At 60.7% G+C, this 13,673-nt stretch carries 8 protein-coding genes and 1 pseudogene; all 9 read right to left on the bottom strand.

Annotated features, from left to right (window positions below):
- Positions 1-5: 5 nt before the first annotated feature.
- Complete coding sequence (gene hemE, locus B3P22_RS01175) at positions 6-1,073, bottom strand: uroporphyrinogen decarboxylase (RefSeq protein WP_296269556.1); 1,068 nt, start codon at positions 1,071-1,073, stop codon at positions 6-8.
- A 119-nt stretch (positions 1,074-1,192) separates the two neighbouring features.
- The gene (locus B3P22_RS01170) at positions 1,193-2,611 is read right to left on the bottom strand and encodes an FAD-dependent oxidoreductase (protein WP_197856979.1); all 1,419 of its coding nucleotides are present in this window, start codon (positions 2,609-2,611) and stop codon (positions 1,193-1,195) included.
- Between the two features lie 118 nt (positions 2,612-2,729).
- Positions 2,730-7,178 carry a glutamate synthase large subunit gene (gltB, locus tag B3P22_RS01165; RefSeq protein ID WP_296269555.1) on the bottom strand — a complete coding sequence of 1,483 codons (4,449 nt, stop codon included), beginning with the start codon at positions 7,176-7,178 and terminating at the stop codon, positions 2,730-2,732.
- Positions 7,179-7,417: 239 nt separating this feature from the next.
- On the bottom strand, positions 7,418-8,962 hold the full coding sequence (locus B3P22_RS01160; RefSeq protein WP_296269554.1) for an AAA family ATPase: 1,545 nt from the start codon (positions 8,960-8,962) through the stop codon (positions 7,418-7,420).
- Between the two features lie 10 nt (positions 8,963-8,972).
- Positions 8,973-10,076, bottom strand: coding sequence for a 3-dehydroquinate synthase (aroB, locus tag B3P22_RS01155; RefSeq protein WP_296269553.1), 1,104 nt, complete (start codon positions 10,074-10,076; stop codon positions 8,973-8,975).
- Positions 10,077-10,127: 51 nt separating this feature from the next.
- Positions 10,128-10,646, bottom strand: coding sequence for a shikimate kinase AroK (gene aroK / locus B3P22_RS01150; protein ID WP_197856975.1), 519 nt, complete (start codon positions 10,644-10,646; stop codon positions 10,128-10,130).
- A 5-nt stretch (positions 10,647-10,651) separates the two neighbouring features.
- Positions 10,652-12,784, bottom strand: coding sequence for a type IV pilus secretin PilQ (gene pilQ / locus B3P22_RS01145; RefSeq protein ID WP_296269552.1), 2,133 nt, complete (start codon positions 12,782-12,784; stop codon positions 10,652-10,654).
- A 55-nt stretch (positions 12,785-12,839) separates the two neighbouring features.
- Positions 12,840-13,364: a type 4a pilus biogenesis lipoprotein PilP gene (gene pilP, locus B3P22_RS01140; protein WP_296269551.1), complete on the bottom strand. Its 525-nt coding sequence runs from the start codon at positions 13,362-13,364 to the stop codon at positions 12,840-12,842.
- Positions 13,364-13,673 (bottom strand): annotated as a pseudogene (gene pilO, locus B3P22_RS01135) (type 4a pilus biogenesis protein PilO); the annotation flags it as partial. The gene pilP and the pseudogene pilO, both read right to left, overlap by 1 nt.

The raw sequence follows: 13,673 nt of genomic DNA, 5'->3' as shown, positions 1-13,673 counted from the left end.
CCCACTTACTGGTGATATTGCGTGGACAGCTCGTGCACGGCCTCAAAGAAGGCGCCCGCGTGAGCCGGGTCGACTTCCGGAGTGATGCCATGGCCGAGGTTGAACACGTGGCCGCCGCCGGCACCGTAGGCTGCCAGGATACGCGCCACCTCGGCGCGAATCGCCTCGGGCTTGGCGTACAGCACTGCCGGGTCCATATTGCCCTGCAGGGCGACTTTGTCGCCGACACGGGCGCGGGCGCTGCCGATGTCGCAGGTCCAGTCCAGGCCGAGAGCTTCCGCACCGGTGTCAGCCATGGACTCGAGCCACAGGCCACCGCCCTTGGTGAACAGGATCACCGGTACGCGGCGCCCGTCATGCTCGCGAATCAGACCGTCGACGATCTTCTGCATGTAGGCCAGGGAGAACTCCTGATAAGCAGCCGCCGAGAGCGCGCCGCCCCAGGAATCGAAGATCTGCACCGCCTGCGCACCCGCCATGATCTGCCCGTTCAGATAAGCGGTGACCGACTGCGCCAGCTTGTCGAGCAGCGCGTGCAGGGCTTGCGGGTTGTCGTAGAGCATGGCCTTGGTCTTGCGAAAATCCTTCGACGAGCCCCCTTCGACCATGTAGGTGGCCAGCGTCCACGGACTGCCGGAGAAGCCGATCAGCGGTACGCGGCCGTTCAGCTCGCGGCGGATGGTACGCACGGCGTCCATCACATAGCCCAGATCCTTCTCGGCATCCGTCACCGGCAACGCCTCGATGTCGGCCAGACTGCTGATCACCTTCTTGAAACGCGGACCTTCGCCGGTCTCGAAGTACAGACCTTGGCCCATCGCATCAGGGATGGTGAGGATGTCGGAGAACAGAATCGCCGCATCCAGCTGCGGGTAGCGATCCAGCGGCTGGATGGTGACCTCGCAAGCCAACTCCGGATTCTTCATCAGGCTCACGAAGTCGCCGGCCTTGGCCCGGGTCGCGCGGTACTCCGGCAGATAGCGGCCGGCCTGGCGCATCATCCAGATCGGCGTGACATCCACGGGTTGCTTGAGCAGGGCACGGAGGAAACGGTCGTTCTTCAGGGCGGTCATGGCAGCATCCAGCGAAAAAAGTGCGGGCATTTTCGCAGACCCCAAAACAAAAGGCACGGCGGGTGCCGTTCCTTTTGTCCATCGCGACGATTTGTCTCGCCTTTACTTGCCCTGCGTCATCAGACGCCGAGGTAGTCGAGGATGCCTTCGGCGGCGTTGCGGCCTTCGAAGATCGCCGTTACCACCAGGTCGGAACCACGCACCATGTCGCCGCCGGCGAAGATCTTCGGGTTGCTGGTCTGGTGCTTGAACTGCGACTGCTCGGGCGCGACGACGCGGCCCTGGCTGTCGGTCTGGATCTCGAACTGCTCGAACCAGGGCGCCGGACTCGGACGGAAACCAAAGGCGATCAGCACGGCTTCGGCCGGGATGATCTCCTCGGAGCCCGGGATCGGCTCGGGGCTGCGACGGCCACGGGCATCCGGTTCGCCGAGACGGGTCTCGACCACCTTGATGCCTTCCACCTTGTCTTCGCCGACGATGGCGATGGGCTGGCGGTTGAAGAGGAACTTCACGCCCTCTTCCTTGGCGTTCTTCACTTCCTTGCGCGAGCCGGGCATGTTCTCTTCGTCACGGCGGTAGGCGCAGGTCACGGCCTTGGCGCCCTGACGGATCGAAGTGCGGTTGCAGTCCATCGCGGTGTCGCCACCGCCCAGTACCACGACGCGCTTGCCCTTCATGTCGATGAAGTCTTCCGGCGACTTCTCGAAGCCGAGGTTGCGGTTGACGTTGGCGATGAGGAAGTCCAGCGCGTCATAGACGCCCGGCAGGTCCTCGCCTGGGAAGCCTCCCTTCATGTAGGTGTAGGTGCCCATGCCCATGAACACGGCATCGTACTCATCCAGCAATTGCTGCATGGTCACGTCCTTGCCGATCTCGGTATTCAGGCGGAACTCGATGCCCATGCCGGTGAAGACTTCACGGCGGCGGCTGAGCACGGTCTTTTCCAGCTTGAACTCGGGAATACCGAAGGTCAGCAGGCCACCGATTTCCGGGTTCTTGTCGAACACCACCGGGGTCACGCCGTTGCGCACCAGCACGTCGGCGCAGCCCAGGCCGGCCGGGCCGGCACCGATCACGGCGACACGCTTGCCAGTCGGCACAACCCGCGACATGTCCGGGCGCCAGCCCATGGCGAACGCCGTGTCGGTGATGTACTTCTCCACCGAACCGATGGTCACCGCGCCGAAGCCATCATTGAGGGTGCAGGCACCTTCGCACAGACGATCCTGCGGGCACACGCGGCCGCAGACTTCCGGCAGGGTGTTGGTCTGGTGCGACAGTTCGGCGGCAGCGAGGATGTTGCCCTCGGAGACCAGCTTCAGCCAGTTCGGAATGAAGTTGTGCACAGGGCACTTCCACTCGCAATACGGGTTGCCGCAGCCCAGGCAGCGATGCGCCTGGTCGGAGGCCTGCGCCGGCTTGAAGTTGTCGTAGATCTCGACGAATTCCTTCTTGCGCTGACGCAGCAGTTTCTTCTTCGGGTCTTTGCGCCCGACTTCGATGAACTGGAAGTCGTTGTTCAGACGTTCAGTCATTGCATTACCTCATAACAGCAGCGGCAAGCATCAAGCTGCAAGCTGCAAGACAATCACGTTGGATCGGCAAGCCCGTGGCTGCGTCTGACTTGCAGCCTGGGGCTTGCCGCTTGCAGCTTTACTGCGGATTGGCACGGGTGCTGGACAGAAGCGACTTCAGACTGGCCGCTTTCGGTTTCACCAGCCAGAACTTGCGCAGGTAATCATCCAGGTTCTCCAGCAAGTTCTGCCCCCACTCGCTGCCGGTTTCCTCGACATACTCGGCCAGCACGCTTTCCAGGTGGCTGCGGTAGGCCTCCATCGCTTCGTTGTTGATGCGTTGGATTTCCACCAGCTCGTGGTTGACGCGGTCGTAGAAGCCGTTGTCCATGTCGAGCACGTAGGCGAAACCACCGGTCATGCCGGAGCCGAAGTTGTAGCCGGTCTTGCCCAGCACGCAGACGAAACCGCCAGTCATGTACTCGCAGCAGTGGTCGCCAGTGCCTTCCACCACGGCGTGAGCGCCGGAGTTACGCACGGCGAAACGCTCACCCGCGGTACCGGTGGCGAACAGCTTGCCGCCAGTGGCGCCGTACAGGCAGGTGTTGCCGATGATGGCGCTGTCCTCGGTGGCGAACGGGCTGCCGGCAGGCGGAGTGATGACGATCTTGCCCGCCGTCATGCCCTTGCCGACGTAGTCGTTGGCGTCGCCCTCCAGGCGCAGGTGCAATCCACCGGCGTTCCACACGCCGAAGCTCTGACCGGCAGTGCCCTTGAAGCGGAAGGTGATCGGCGCGCCGTTCATACCCTGGTTGCCATGCACGCGGGCGATCTCACCGGAAATCCGCGCTCCGATGGAGCGGTCGCAGTTGCCGATGTTCAGTTCGAACTCACCACCGGTCTTGCCGGCGATGGCGTCCTTGGCCATTTCCACCATCTTCTCGGCCAGCAGGCCTTCGTCGAACGGCGGGTTCTTCGGCACCTGGCAGAACTGCGGTTTGTCAGCCGGGATATGCGCGCTGGCCAGCAGCGGCGATAGATCCAGGTTGCCCTGCTTGGCGGTTTCACCCGGCAGCATCTCAAGCAGGTCGGTACGCCCGATCAGCTCTTCCAGGCTGCGCACGCCCAGCTTGGCCAGCCACTCGCGAGTTTCCTCGGCGACGTAGGTGAAGAAGTTCATCACCATCTCGACGGTGCCGATGAAGTGATCCTTGCGCAGCTTGTCGTTCTGCGTGGCCACGCCGGTGGCGCAGTTGTTCAGATGGCAGATGCGCAGGTATTTACAGCCCAGGGCCACCATCGGCGCAGTACCGAAGCCGAAGCTCTCGGCGCCGAGGATGGCTGCCTTGATCACGTCGAGGCCGGTTTTCAGACCACCGTCGGTCTGCACCCGCACCTTGCCGCGCAGGTCGTTGCCGCGCAGGGTCTGGTGGGTTTCGGCCAGGCCAAGCTCCCAGGGCGCGCCGGCATAGCGGATGGAAGTCAGCGGCGATGCGCCGGTACCGCCGTCGTAACCGGAAATGGTGATCAGGTCGGCATAGGCCTTGGCCACACCGGCAGCGATGGTGCCAACGCCGGCTTCCGCCACCAGTTTGACCGACACAAGCGCCTTCGGGTTGACCTGCTTGAGGTCGTAGATCAGCTGCGCCAGGTCTTCGATCGAGTAGATATCGTGGTGCGGCGGCGGCGAGATCAGGGTCACGCCCGGCACCGCGTAGCGCAGCTTGGCGATCAGGCCATTGACCTTGCCGCCCGGCAACTGGCCGCCCTCACCGGGCTTGGCGCCCTGGGCCACCTTGATCTGCAGCACTTCGGCGTTGACCAGGTATTCCGGGGTCACGCCAAAACGGCCGGTGGCGACCTGCTTGATCTTCGAGCTCTTGATGGTGCCGTAGCGGGCCGGGTCTTCGCCGCCCTCGCCGGAGTTGGAACGACCACCCAGACGGTTCATCGCCTCGGCCAGCGCCTCGTGCGCCTCCGGCGACAGCGCGCCGAGGGAGATGCCGGCGGCGTCGAAGCGCTTGAAGATCGACTCCAGCGGCTCGACCTGGTCGAGAGCGATCGGCGTGGCGGACTCCTTGACCTTGAGCAGGTCGCGGATCATCGACACCGGACGGGTGTCGACCAGCGTCGAGTATTCCTTGTACTTGGCGTAGTTGCCCTGCTGCACGGCTTCCTGCAGCGTGCGCACCACGTCAGGATTGTAGGCGTGGTACTCGCCGCCGTAGACGAACTTGAGCAGGCCACCCTGCTGGATCGCCTTGCGATTGTTCCAGGCCTCAAAGGACAGCAGCTTCTGCTCGCTTTCGATGTCGACGAAACGCGCGCCCTGGATGCGGCTGGCCACACCACGGAAGCACAGCTCGGTGACTTCATCGGCCAGACCAACCGCCTCGAACAGTTGCGCACCGCGATAGGACGCGACCGTGGAGATGCCCATCTTCGACAGGATCTTCAGCAGCCCTTTGGAGATGCCTTTGCGGTAGTACTTGAAGACTTCGTACAGATCGCCCAGCACTTCGCCGGTGCGGATCAGGTCGCCCAGTACTTCGTAGGCCAGGAACGGGTACACCGCCGAGGCACCGAAGCCCAGCAGCACGGCGTAGTGGTGCGGATCACGCGCGGTGGCGGTTTCCACCAGGATGTTGCAGTCGCAGCGCAGGCCTTTCTCGGTCAGGCGGTGATGCACGGCGCCAGTGACCAACGCAGCATGGGCCGGTAGCTTGCCCGGAGCGATGTGACGGTCGGTCAGTACCAGCAGCACCTTGCCAGCACGCACGGCTTCCTCGGCCTGGTCGGCCATGTTGCGCACGGCGGCTTCCAGACCCAGCGACTCGTCATAGTTCATGTCGATGACATGACGGTCGAAGCCCGGGCGATCCAGGTTCATCAGCGCGCGCCACTTGGCCGGCGAGATCACCGGACTGCTCAGAATGACGCGGGTGGCGTGCTCCGGCGACTCGCTGAAGATGTTACGCTCGGCGCCCAGGCAAATTTCCAGGGACATGACGATCGCTTCGCGCAGCGGGTCGATCGGCGGGTTGGTGACCTGCGCGAACTGCTGGCGGAAATAGTCGTACGGCGAACGCACGCGCTGGCTGAGCACGGCCATCGGCGTGTCGTCACCCATCGAGCCGACGGCTTCCTGGCCCTGCTCACCCAGCGGGCGCAGCACCTGGTCACGCTCCTCGAAGGTGACCTGGAACATCTTCATGTACTGCTTGAGCTGATCCGGATCGTAGAAGGCCGAACCATGGTCGCGGTCTTCCAGCGTCGCCTTGATGCGCTGAGCATGCTTGCGCAGCCACAGCTTGTAGGGGTGGCGCGACTTCAGGCGGCTGTCGATGGACTCGGTGTCCAGCACCTGGCCGGTTTCGGTGTCGACGGCGAGGATCTGCCCTGGGCCGACACGGCCCTTGGCGATGACGTCCTCGGGCTGGTAGTCCCACACGCCGATCTCCGACGCCAGGGTGATGTAGCCATTCTTGGTGGTGACCCAGCGCGCCGGGCGCAGACCGTTACGGTCGAGCAGGCACACGGCATGGCGGCCATCGGTCAGCACCACGCCGGCCGGGCCATCCCAGGGCTCCATGTGCATGGAGTTGTATTCGTAGAACGCGCGCAGGTCGGCGTCCATGGTCTCGACGTTCTGCCAGGCCGGCGGAATGATCATGCGCAGGCCACGGAACAGGTCGATACCGCCGGTGACCATCAGCTCGAGCATGTTGTCCATGCTTGAGGAGTCGGAACCGACGCGGTTGACCAGCGGACCCAGCTCGTCGAGATCGGGGATCAGCTCGTTGGCGAACTTGGTGCGACGGGCCTGCGCCCAGTTGCGGTTGCCGGTGATGGTGTTGATCTCGCCGTTGTGCGCGAGATAGCGGAACGGCTGCGCCAGCGGCCACTTCGGCAGGGTGTTGGTGGAAAAGCGCTGGTGAAAGACCGCGATGGCGGTCTGCAGGCGCTCGTCACCCAGATCCGGGTAGAACTGCTGCAGGTCCGCCGGCATCATCAGGCCTTTATAGATGATGGTCTTGTGCGAAAAGCTGCAGATGTAGTGATCGCTGTCGTCGGCGTTGGCCACCGAGGAACGACGGCGGGCGCTGAACAGCTTGATGGCGAATTCCTGGTCGGACAAACCATCACCGCCGATGAACACCTGCTCGATCTGCGGCAGGCGCTCCAGCGCCAGCCTGCCCAGCACGCTGGTGTCGATCGGCACCTTGCGCCAACCCACCAGTTGCAGGCCGGCCGCCAGGATTTCGCGGTTCATGTTCTCGCGCGCGGCTTCGGCCTTGGCCGAATCCTGATTGAAGAACACCATGCCCACGGCATATTGCCCAGGCAGTTCGACGCCGAATTGCTCCTGGGCGATGGCGCGCAGGAATTGATCGGGCTTCTGGATCAGCAGGCCGCAGCCATCACCAGTCTTGCCGTCGGCGTTGATACCGCCGCGGTGGGTCATGCAGGTGAGGGCCTCAATAGCGGTCTTGAGCAGGTGATGGCTAGCCTCACCTTGCATATGGGCGATCAAGCCGAAGCCGCAGTTATCCTTGAACTCATCAGGACGGTACAAACCTGCTTTCATAGGGGAAACTCTCACCAGGCTGCCTAGACCTCAGGCAAATTACTTTCTAATTCAATTACTTAAACCCGAAAAGCGGGCACGGGCCAGCTTTGCTCTGGGCAAAAGGGAGGTCATTGTACATATCCACCCAAGGCGTCACAAATTTTCGTGACGAGGGGGTGAATATTTATGTCGCAAAACCGAAGGATAAGACCGCAAGGTCGTGCTAGCGACCAAGCGGTCATCTTGGGACAGAGCGCTTAGCGGCTCATTTCCTGCTGGATGCTGCCCAGCGTACGAGGCCAAGGCTTGCCGGCCTGCAGCTTGGCAGGGAGAGTCTTCACAGCAGCCTGTGCGGCATCACGACTGGAGAAGCTACCATAGGTCAGCACATACAGCGGCTGCCCCTGGTGGATCTTCTTGAAATAGCGGTACTCGCTGCCCCCCTCACGCACCAGCGCCTGAATGTTGGCCTCCGAACGCGACCCGACGACCTGCAAGGCATAGCGGGACGCCGGCTGCTGCGCATACCAGCCACCCGAGGCTGCAGCAGGCGCGGCTGTTGAAGCAGGCGCGGGCTTGGCCGCAGGCACCGGAGCCGGAGCAGGAGCCGCGGGCTTGGGCGCCGCCGGCTCAGGCTGCTTCGCAGGTGCAGGTGCAGGTGCAGCAGGGATTGGAGTCGATGGCAGTGTCACTGTCGAGGGCTCAGGCGAGGCCGGCGGCTCGAAGTTATCCAACTCCTCACCGGCTGCTTCGGCCAACGGCTGGCGAATCACGGTCTGCGATTCACCCACCAGCGGCAGGGGCAGTGGCTGGCTGGCACCCGCGAACTCGATGGCCGGCGTGCGACTCTCCGACGCAGGCTCCTGCGCGGGCTCTTCAGCCTCGACTGCCGGAGTGGAAGATTGCAAGGGCAGAGACGTATTACTGGCTACCGGCTCAGGCGTGGAAGATTCGCGCCCCTGCATGAACCAGGCGGCAGCGACGCCAACCAGAACGACCGCTAGCGCCAACAGATGTTTTTTCGGCAAAGCGAAGCCACCGCCTGCCGCGCCACGCCCGGCAGCCCGCTGCGCAAGCATCTGCTCGACCAGCAATTCACGCGCCTCCTGATTGATCGCTCCCGGCCAACCCTGGGAGCGCGCGTGGATATCCTCGATCTGCTCATCGGTCAACAGCCCGATGTCCTGCCCAGCCCCTTCCAGCCGCAGCGCAAGGTATTCGCGCGTTTCGTCCTCGGCATAGGGCTGAAGCTCGATGGCGTGATAGCACTCTTCGCCGCCCGCCAAAGCTTCCAGCCGAGCCAACAATTCGTGCTCGGCAAACAGAAAGACGTGCGGACGCCCTTCGTCGCCGCCGGCAGCGAGCACCAGCAGATTCTTCAGCGCAACATCATCCAGCTGATCCGCATCATCGATCAGCAGGTAAACCTCCTGACCGGTCAGCGCCAACTGTCCAACCTGAGCCAGGATCGAGCGCACATCAGCCTGAGCGATGGACAAGCCCTGCGCCACTTGGCGCAGCAGCGACTCGCTATCCGCGACACCCTGCGCAATGACGATGCTCTGCACCGCCTGCTTGTTGGTACTCGCAACCAACGCCTGACGCAACAGCGTCTTGCCGCTACCTTCAGGCCCCACCACCGCCAGCAGGAGCTGGCTGTAGCGCGCAAGGTGATGCAGCTGCCCCAAAACCGGCTTGCGTTGCGCCGGGAAGAATTTGAAGCCAGGCACTCGTGGCGCGAAGGGGTCGTGGCTGAACTGGTAATGGGCCAGAAAAGCTTCGTCAGCATGCAAACTGGTCATGAATCACTCTTCAAGAGTTGAACGACTGGGCCAACGCGGCGTAGTCACTACGCAACGTGGCGTCGAGAATTTCGCGCGGGTAATCCGCGGTCACTACCGCCTCCCCCAGACGCTTAAGCAACACGAGGCGCAACTGGCCATCGAGAACCTTCTTGTCCACCGCCATATGCTCCAGGAACTGCTCGGGCGACATATCCTGCGGTGGCACCACTGGCAGACCGGCAGACTGCAACAGGCGCACGCCACGGTCCCGATCCGCCACGGACAACCAGCCAAGGCGATGGGACATTTCCAGCGCCATCACCGTTCCGGCGGCAACAGCCTCACCGTGCAGCCACACGCCATAGCCCTGCTCGGTCTCGATGGCGTGACCGAAGGTGTGCCCCAGATTCAAGGTAGCTCGCACACCCGACTCACGCTCATCGGCGCCCACCACTCGTGCCTTGGCCGCACATGAGCGTTCGATGGCATAGGTCAGCGCAGCACCATCCAGGGCGCGCAAGGTAGCCATGTTTTCCTCGAGCCAAGCCAAGAACGGCTCGTCACAGATCAAGCCGTACTTGATGACCTCGGCCAAACCGGCGGACAGCTCGCGCTCCGGCAAAGTATGCAAGCTAGCGGTATCGATCAGCACGGCCTTCGGCTGATAGAAGGCGCCAACCATGTTCTTGCCCAGCGGATGATTGATGCCGGTCTTGCCACCGACCGAGGAATCGACCTGCGACAGCAGCGTCGTCGGCACCTGGATGAAATCCACACCACGCTGGTAACAGGCGGCCGCGAAGCCTGCCATATCACCAATCACACCGCCGCCCAAAGCGATAACGGTCGTGCGTCGATCATGCCGGGCCTTCAGCAGACCGTCGAAGATCAACTGCAGGGTTTCCCAGTTCTTGAACGCCTCGCCGTCAGGCAACACGACCGAGGCGACCTTGAAGCCTTCCAGGGAGAGCATCAGCGCTTCCAGATACAGAGGCGCAACGGTTTCATTGGTAACCACTGCCACCTGCCGCCCGGTGATATGACGCGTGAGCAACTCGGGGCGTGCCAGCAAGCCATCCCCGATATAAATGGGATAGCTGCGCTCGCCGAGATCAACGTGAAGAGTCTGCATGAGGCCCCCAGAATAAAAAGGCCTCTAGGATAGCGCAGTTCGCCCCGCGCTTTAACGGGGCGACAAGGCTTCCAGACGCGAGAGAATTTCCTGAACCACCATACGCGGCGGACGCTCATCCGTCTCGATGACGATATCAGCGACCTCTCGGTAAAGAGGATCACGCATGGCCATCAGGTCCCGAAGCACCTGAGCCGGATTGGCCGCGCGCAACAACGGACGATTACGATCACGCGAGGTACGGTCGATCTGCTGCTCCACAGAGGTATGCAGATAGACGACTCGCCCCCCAGCATGCAGAGCCCGACGGTTTTCTGAACGCATGACCGCCCCGCCGCCAGTGGCCAATACAAGGCCGTCCTGCATCGAAAGCTCAGCGATCACCGCCTGCTCCCGCTCACGAAAGCCTTGCTCCCCCTCGACATCGAAGATCCAGGGTATATCGGCACCGGTACGCTGCTCGATCTCCTTGTCGGAGTCCTTGAAAGGCAAACGCAGCTCTTTGGCAAGCAAACGCCCGATGGTGCTCTTTCCAGCTCCCATCGGGCCTACGAGGATTACATTCCGCACTTAGGTCATCGATTCACGGCAATGGCTTGGTTGTTCATGATGCGCGGAGTAATGAAAACCAGCAACTCGGCCTTGTTATCCCGGATGATGTCACGACGGAACACACGCCCTAGGAAGGGAAGGTCACCCAGGAATGGCACTTTTTCAACCGCACTCGTCTGAGTATTGGAGAACACACCACCAATTACGATCGTCTCACCATCATTGACCAGAACCTTGGCGTTAACCTCGTTCTTGTTGAGCGGCGGCACACCGTTGACCAGATTGGCGAAATCAGGAGCATCCTTGGTAACCTTAACTTCCATGATAATGCGGTTATCCGGCGTAATCTGCGGGGTTACCTCCAAGGCCAAAGCAGCCTCTTTGAAAGACGTACTGGTCGCGCCACTCGAACTCGCCTCTTGATAGGGGACTTCTTGCCCCTTCAGGATCTTCGCCGTTTCCTTGTCAGAAGTAACCACCTTGGGCTGGGAAACGATCTCACCATTCCCGGTTTTTTCCATGGCGGACAATTGTAAATCCAGCACGACATTACTGCCTAAGTAACCAATAGCGATGCCAGAGGTACTGTTTTGGACGCCCATATCTACGAATGGCAGCCGAGCCAAACCATCCTCCAAGGTAGTATTTCCGACTGTGTCGGTGCCGACGAATGGCGCCCTCGCCCCGGTATCCTCGTCAAACCCCTGCACGCCATCTTTGCCACTTACATCCCAACGGCCATTACGCACCGACCCCCCCCAGCGCACACCAAGAGCCTTGTCGTAATCAACGTTGGCCTCAACGATGCGCGCCTCGATCATGACCTGGCGTACCGGAATATCGAGTTGAGCAACGATCCGACGCAACTCATCCAGGCGCTCCTGGGTCTGATACGCGATGATGCTGTTGGTACGATCATCGACCGTGATAGAGCCACGACTGTCAGGCGAACCATCAGCGCTGGTGACCGATTGAAAGAGCTTGGCCATATCGGTCGCTTTGGCATAGTTAACCTGAATCAATTCGCGACGCAGCGGCGCAAGCTCAGCAATCTGCTTCTGCGACTCAAGCTCCTGACGCTCACGCGCGGCAATTTCATCGGCTGGCGCAACCAGGAGAACGTTACCAATCTGACGCTTATCGAGCCCCTTGGTCTTCAATACCAAGTCCAGCGCTTGGTCCCAAGGCACATTCTGCAAACGCAATGTGATGTTGCCAGCCACAGTATCGCTGGCGACCAGGTTCAAATCGGTAAAGTCAGCAATCAACTGCAGCACGGACCGCACGTCGATATCCTGAAAGTTAAGCGACAGCTTTTCACCGGTATATGCAAATCGCTCAGCATTACGACGCTCTGCATCGTCCTGGCTGAGCGGCTTTACACTGAGGGTCAACTTGTTTTCGGTCTGATAAGCCAAGTAATCGTACAAGCCGACCGGCTCGATCACGATGCTGGTTTTATCCGCACCGCCTGTCGCACTGACGAACTGAACTGGCGTCGCGAAATCCTTAACATCAAGACGAACCCGCAAAGACTCGGGCAATTCGGTCTTTGCAAAGTCGAGTCGAATCTTGCCGCCCTGCTCCTGAATGTCCGGCGCAACTGACTTGTCGGAAAGCGTGATCACAACATTGCCTTCGCCCTGCTCACCACGCTGAAAATCGATATTGCTAATGCCCTTAGGCTGCGGACCGTAGGTTTTCTTCGCTGGCGCAGAGCTGGCGACGGCAGGCGCAGCAGCCGGACGCGAAGCAGCCGGACGCGAAGCAGCCGCGGAAGTGTCGCCAACCAGAACAAACAAGTCATTGCCTTCGACTCGGGTGCTATAAGGTGCCAGATTGGTCAGATTGACAATCAGCCGGGTGCGGTCCTTGGCTTCGACAATGGTCACGCTGCGCGCATTACCGACCCCCAGTTCCCTGTTCTTGGAGCCCAGCTTGTTCGACACGCCGGGCAGGTCCAGGGCAATGCGCGCAGGCTGCTCAATCGTATATCCCCGCGGGGCAGTTACCGGCTCGTCAAAGGACAGCTTCAGCTCCACCCGGTCACCAGGCAAACTGGCTACATCCAGATCTTGTAAATTGGCCGCCAATAGTGCGGGCGACAGCAACACCGCCATCAGGGCGACGCTAAGACGCGAAAGAGAGCCATTCATTTTCGTATCCCGTTTGGCAGACAGATTATTTGTATTCATTTTTCACATCACCCCGTCAGGAGCGCTCCTTCAAGGAAAGGCTGCGTGGTCGCTCAAGCCAGCCACCTTCGCCATCCGGCACAATTTCCATCACATCGATCTTGGACTCATCGATCACAAGTATCTTGCCGTGATTGCGGCCCAGATAATCGCCCACTTTGACACGGTGAACGCCCCCCGCACCGCTAACCAGCGCAAACAATTCACGATTATTTCTCAAGATACCGACCATCACGAAAGTTTCGATGTTGAAACCTTCGAGGAACTGTTTGACACGACTCTCATCCGGCTTGATCTCTGGAGCACCTTTTTGTCGGGTAACCACATCAATCTTGACCGGGGGCTGAAACGGACTACGCAATGAGGCTGCCCGATAGGTAAAGCTTTCATAAGGCTGAAAAGTTGGTAGCGGTTCGATAGCGCCTTTAGGTTTTGCCCGCGCATCATCCATATAAGCGCGCAAATCGGAAAGATCCCCGCTCCCGCCACATCCCGCCAAAAGCAAAAGCCCCACCACCAGAGCTGAACGAGAGAAACTCATTATTGAGCCCCCTTATCATTATAGCGATAGGTCTTGGCCATAATTTGCATATTCAGGCGACTCGAACTTTCTGCACTAGCAGGCGCCAACTGGAAGTCATGCAGAGTAACAATCCGTGGCAGACTGGCAACGCCACTGACGAAGGTTGCGAGATCGTGATACCCACCTGTGACCTTTATCTGGATAGGCAACTCGATATAAAACTGCTGAGCCACTTCAGGTAGAAGTTTGATTTCTTCAAACTCCAACCCGCTACCCAAACCAGTTCTGGTAATGTCTTCCAGCAAACCCGGCACCTCGGTATCGCTC

It is taken from the genome of Pseudomonas sp. UBA6323 (assembly GCF_002439135.1).
Lineage (GTDB): Bacteria > Pseudomonadota > Gammaproteobacteria > Pseudomonadales > Pseudomonadaceae > Aquipseudomonas.
Note: the sequence above shows the minus strand (reverse complement) of the source record. Positions and strands in the feature narration are given on the sequence as shown.